5 protein-coding genes and 1 pseudogene are annotated in these 4,470 nt (G+C 60.6%); 4 read left to right on the forward strand and 2 right to left on the reverse strand.

Features of this window, described 5'->3' with window-relative positions; translation table 11 throughout:
* From RCCGE510_RS34355 to traR, 4 genes and pseudogenes are all read left to right on the forward strand, one after another.
* Positions 1-142, forward strand: a pseudogene (locus RCCGE510_RS34355) (acetyl-CoA C-acetyltransferase); the annotation flags it as partial.
* Between the two features lie 13 nt (positions 143-155).
* Positions 156-653: a UPF0262 family protein gene (locus RCCGE510_RS32225; protein WP_007637562.1), complete on the forward strand. Its 498-nt coding sequence runs from the start codon at positions 156-158 to the stop codon at positions 651-653.
* Between the two features lie 131 nt (positions 654-784).
* Positions 785-2,140: a Glu/Leu/Phe/Val dehydrogenase gene (locus RCCGE510_RS32230; protein WP_085989793.1), complete on the forward strand. Its 1,356-nt coding sequence runs from the start codon at positions 785-787 to the stop codon at positions 2,138-2,140.
* 250 nt (positions 2,141-2,390) lie between these two features.
* The gene (gene traR / locus RCCGE510_RS32235; protein WP_007637567.1) at positions 2,391-3,095 is read left to right on the forward strand and encodes a transcriptional regulator TraR; all 705 of its coding nucleotides are present in this window, start codon (positions 2,391-2,393) and stop codon (positions 3,093-3,095) included.
* A gap of 3 nt (positions 3,096-3,098) precedes the next feature.
* Here traR and RCCGE510_RS32240 read toward each other — a convergent pair whose 3' ends face one another.
* A complete protein-coding gene (locus RCCGE510_RS32240; protein ID WP_007637569.1) occupies positions 3,099-3,407 on the reverse strand; it encodes a transcriptional repressor TraM in 309 nt (102 codons plus the stop codon).
* Positions 3,408-3,726: 319 nt separating this feature from the next.
* Positions 3,727-4,362 (reverse strand): TraH family protein, encoded by a 636-nt coding sequence (locus RCCGE510_RS32245; RefSeq protein WP_007637571.1) that lies wholly within the window; start codon positions 4,360-4,362, stop codon positions 3,727-3,729.
* Positions 4,363-4,470 lie beyond the last annotated feature (108 nt).

Genomic DNA, 4,470 nt, shown 5'->3' on the forward strand with positions numbered 1-4,470 from the left:
CGGACACCCGATCGGCGCGTCCGGCGCCCGCGTGCTCAACACGCTGCTCTTCGAAATGAAGCGGCGCGGCGTGTCCAAGGGCCTGGCGACGCTCTGCATCGGCGGCGGCATGGGCGTCGCCATGTGCGTGGAAACGTTCTGAGGAGGGCAGGGCCATGGCCTCCGCCGAGTACCGTCTCTGTGATGTATCGGTCGACCGGTCCTTCGGTGGCCGGGACGCGAGAATTGAGCGGGAGCAAGCGCTCGCGGTCATCGACCTCTTGGAATCCAACACATTCATTCCGGTCGGCCACGATGGCGGACCTTATCGCCTCACGATTGCGGCGGCTGATGGGCGCTTGGCACTGCATGTCGCGGATGATCTGGGCGACCATGTTGTCAGTCATTACCTGTCGCTCACCCCCTTCCGCCGACTGCTCAAGGATTACACCCGCATTTGCGAGAGCTACTACGACGCCGTGCGGCACCCCGGGCCCGAGCGCCTTGAGGCAATCGATATGGGCCGGCGCGGCGTGCACAACGAGGCCGCCGAACTGCTGAAAAGCCGGTTGTCAGCAAAAGTGAACATCGACAACGACACCGCCCGCCGGCTGTTCACGCTGATCTACGCCTTGCTCGTGCGCAATGCGGACCAAAGAATTTTGCTGAGCTGAGACAGCACAGCCCTCGAACGACCGAACAAGGAGAACCTCCAGTGAATGCAGTCCCACAACGCGAAGTCCACGTCGGGCAGACGAGCTCCGCGGGCTTTCTCGAAAGCGTCGACCAGAACTTCCGCCATGCAATGACGTTCCTTGATCTACCGGAAGGCCTGTCGGAGCGGATCATGCAGTGCAACTCGACATATACGGTTCGGTTCGGCGTTCGCCTGCGCGGCCGCATGTACAGCTTCATCGGCTGGCGATCGGTCCATAGTGAACACTGCGAGCCGGTTAAGGGCGGCATCCGCTACGCATCGAATGCCGATGCGGAGGAGGTCGAGGCGCTGGCAGCGCTCATGACGCTCAAGTGCTCGTTGGTCGATGTGCCGTTCGGCGGCTCGAAGGGCGCGCTGAAGATCGATCCGCGCGAATGGACGCCGCAGGAGCTCGAGCGCATCACCCGCCGCTTCACTCAGGAACTGAATAAACGCGGACTGATCGGCCCCGGTGTCAACGTTCCGGCACCCGACATCGGCACCGGCGAGCGGGAAATGGCCTGGATGATGGATGAATTCCGCCGCGCCAATCCGACCGATGTCATCAATGCCCGGGCCTGCGTCACCGGCAAGCCACTGTCGAAGGGCGGCATTGCCGGACGCACCGAAGCCACCGGCCGAGGCGTCCAGTTCGCCATCCAGAGCTATCTTCGAGATCCCCGCACTGCCGGCCTGAATGGCAAGCGTGATCTGAAGGGGGCCGCGGTCATCGTTCAGGGCTTCGGCAATGTCGGCTACCATGCGGCAAAGTTCGTCTCCGAAGAAGACGGTGCCCGGGTGACGATCGTTGCCGAACGCGACGGCTATGTCGCGAACGCCGACGGGATTGCGATCGAGGCCTTGAAGCAGCATCAGATCAAGACCGGCAGCATTCTCGGCTTCGAAGGCGCGACGTCTTTTCCTGGAGACATGACCGGCATCGAGCAGCCGTGCGACGTACTCATTCCGGCGGCCATGGAAAATGCCATCCATGCCGGAAATGCGGAGCGCATCAAGGCGAACCTGGTCGTCGAAGCGGCCAACGGCCCGGTCACCTTCGAGGCCGACAAGGTGCTGCGCACCCGTGGCGTCACCATTCTTCCGGATTTATACGTCAACGCCGGCGGCGTGGTGGTCAGCTACTTCGAGTGGGTGAAGAACCTGACGCATATTCCCTTCGGCCTGATGGAACGGCGCCGGCGCGAGCGGCGCAACCAGACCATCGCCACGGCCCTCGAGCGCATGACCGGCAAGGAATTCCCGGCCGACATCCGCGACGAGTTCCTCGAAGGCGGTGCGGAAATCGATCTCGTTCGTTCCGGCCTCGAAGACGTCATGCGCAGCACCTGGACACGCATCGCCGACCTCATCGAGCAGCAACCGGAACTTGGCGACTACCGCACCGCTGCCTATGTTGCGTCTATTCGACAAGTGGCTGATGCCTATGAGGCCATCGGCATTTGACTGGCAATTCCAACATAGCCTCCCAAGGCACCGTAGTTGTCGCCGTAACTTGGTTCGGCGGCAGTCTTTTTGTGTTAATCCGTTCCCCGAGAATCGATCGGCGCGAGAACAGAAGAGCAAGACGGTGTCCGAACATGGTCTTGACGACTCCGGCGTGAGGCATTCGACATTGCGTAATAAGACCTGTCCAAGCTTCCTTTGCTGAAAATCGGATCACGCAGAGGAAGGCTAACTTAGATGGAGATTGAACATGCAGCATTGGCTGGACAAACTTACCGATTTAGCTGCTCTCCCTGGCGATGAGCATCTCGTTAAGCAAGGGTTAGAAGCCGTCATCGCGGCGAGCGGTTTTAGCGCTTACGCCTATCTTGACCTCCAGCCGAGCCATTCCAGCGCCTTGTCCAACTACCATCCCGAATGGCAAAGAGAATATTTCAGGCGCCGGTTCAACAAGCTCGATCCGGTGATCAAGCGCGCTCAGACGCTGAGGCAGGCGTTTTCGTGGAGCGCCGAATGGGATCGGCCACGGCTGTCCGACGACGAGCGATCCTTCTTTGCGCTCGCGGCAGATTTTGAGATCCGATCGGGGATCACGATCCCGGTCAGGATTGCACATGGTGCCCTCGCGCTCTTCACGTTGGCTTCTTCGAAGCTGACCGTCGACCTCGAGCGGGACATCGATCCCGTCGCGGCGGCCACAGCTGTCGCGCAACTTCACTCGCGTATCCAGTTCGCCGATCCGACACCGAGCGCCGAAGAGCAACTCCGGCTTGATCCAAAAAGCGCGACCTATCTGAGCTGGATCGCGGACGGCAAGACGATGGAGGAGGTAGCAGATCTGGAAGGCGTCAAGTACAACAGCGTGCGGGTCAAAATCGAGCATGCACGGAAGCAGTTCAACGTCCACACCATCGCGCACCTGACGGCAACCGCGATCCGCAAGAAGCTGATCTGACGATCAGTTCACGGTCACTTTCGGGATGTAGCCTAAAATGGTGAGAAGCGTGTTCAACGACGCCATTTGCGCATGCATCTCGATGGTCGCCTCGATGTACTTGAGGTGCTGGGCGCCGCCGGTCGCTCTGCCGTCCTGGTAGTCTTGCGGCAGTGCCTGGTAGAGTTCATCAGCCTTGTCAACCAATAGCCTGTGCTGCCGGATGGCGTCGACGGTTAGGGTTTCCAGATCAGCCGTGGGCAACCCTTGCGTCAACCCGAAGACCGGTCGAAGCTCGAGCTTTTCTATCAACGCCGCATCTTTCGAATCCATCTCAGTTCCAACCTTGGACATGTCCGCGGTCCGCCCCCGCAAACGCTAATCCCTGATCCCAAGCCGGGGTTGGAAACTGTCCTAGACAGTCCTGCGACCTTTAACACCGAAGCGCCTGGACATACGTCACAGGCCCCCGGCCAAATGGTCAGAGGATCTGGCGCCGTATCAGCCGGCGCCAACTGCTAGGAGAGGTTTCCAAACCCCGGACAGCGCGTACTGCCTTACTCGCCCTTATAGAGGGCGGGATGGATTTTCGCCAGTGCAAACAGGCGGATAATTGCCGTGGATACAATGCAGATCTGCACCTCCTCCACGCTCATTTCGCACCAATACCGGAAAGATCGACACGGATGCTGGCCTTGTTCGGATCTGCGTCGGGTAGACGATCTTGGGCCGGCTCGCTTCGATCGTGCGCGTCAGGCACCGCCGCATCCTTGGCAATGGTCGTCTTTAGCTCAGCGTCCCCAGATCTGTCCGCCCCGGCGTCGACCTCACCAGAAGCAGGCGTTCGGAACACCGCTTCCCCCTCGAAATACCCCGACTGCCAGGCGATGATCGCATCCTCGAACACCTGGCGCGCGGCCTCTTCCCCCGTCGGGTTGCCATACCATTTCAGGACGATGCGATAGACCTTGGAAAACAGCGCCGTCCCCATACGCAGGTTCGCGCAGCTGTCGACGAGGTCCGGTTTGAGCTCACCGGCTTCGAGCACGCCGAGGCCAGCCGGGTATTGCGTAATGCCGACACGCACGACGTTGCGGCCGATATTCTGACGGATCAGATCCATGGCCGCTTCGGGCGTGGCAGGCTTTGGGACGAGAACGACGCGCTTTCCCGCGTGCACGGTCACCGTCAACGGATCGTCGGATCCCGCCGCACCGATGAACTTCTCGACGATCGCCGGCTTCAGATCGGGATCTGCGCATTCCTTGATGAGAGCAGCATCGACCATGTTTTCCTCCATGGCTTCTAGCGGTTGAACGCGCTGACGAGCGGCAAGCCGAACAGCTTTGCCCAGGCGACGGTGCTCGCCTGCTGAATGGCGAGATCGAGCTGCCCG

The sequence above is a fragment of the Rhizobium sp. CCGE 510 genome, assembly GCF_000292525.1.
Taxonomy (GTDB): domain Bacteria; phylum Pseudomonadota; class Alphaproteobacteria; order Rhizobiales; family Rhizobiaceae; genus Rhizobium.

What these genes read in the sequence shown, in the direction of transcription:
- RCCGE510_RS32225 (WP_007637562.1), top strand. Translation starts at nt 156, where the DNA reads ATGGCCTCCGCCGAGTACCGTCTCTGTGATGTATCGGTCGACCGGTCC.
- RCCGE510_RS32230 (WP_085989793.1), top strand. Translation starts at nt 785, where the DNA reads ATGACGTTCCTTGATCTACCGGAAGGCCTGTCGGAGCGGATCATGCAG.
- traR (WP_007637567.1), top strand. Translation starts at nt 2,391, where the DNA reads ATGCAGCATTGGCTGGACAAACTTACCGATTTAGCTGCTCTCCCTGGC.
- RCCGE510_RS32240 (WP_007637569.1), bottom strand. Translation starts at nt 3,407, where the DNA reads ATGGATTCGAAAGATGCGGCGTTGATAGAAAAGCTCGAGCTTCGACCG.
- RCCGE510_RS32245 (WP_007637571.1), bottom strand. Translation starts at nt 4,362, where the DNA reads ATGGTCGATGCTGCTCTCATCAAGGAATGCGCAGATCCCGATCTGAAG.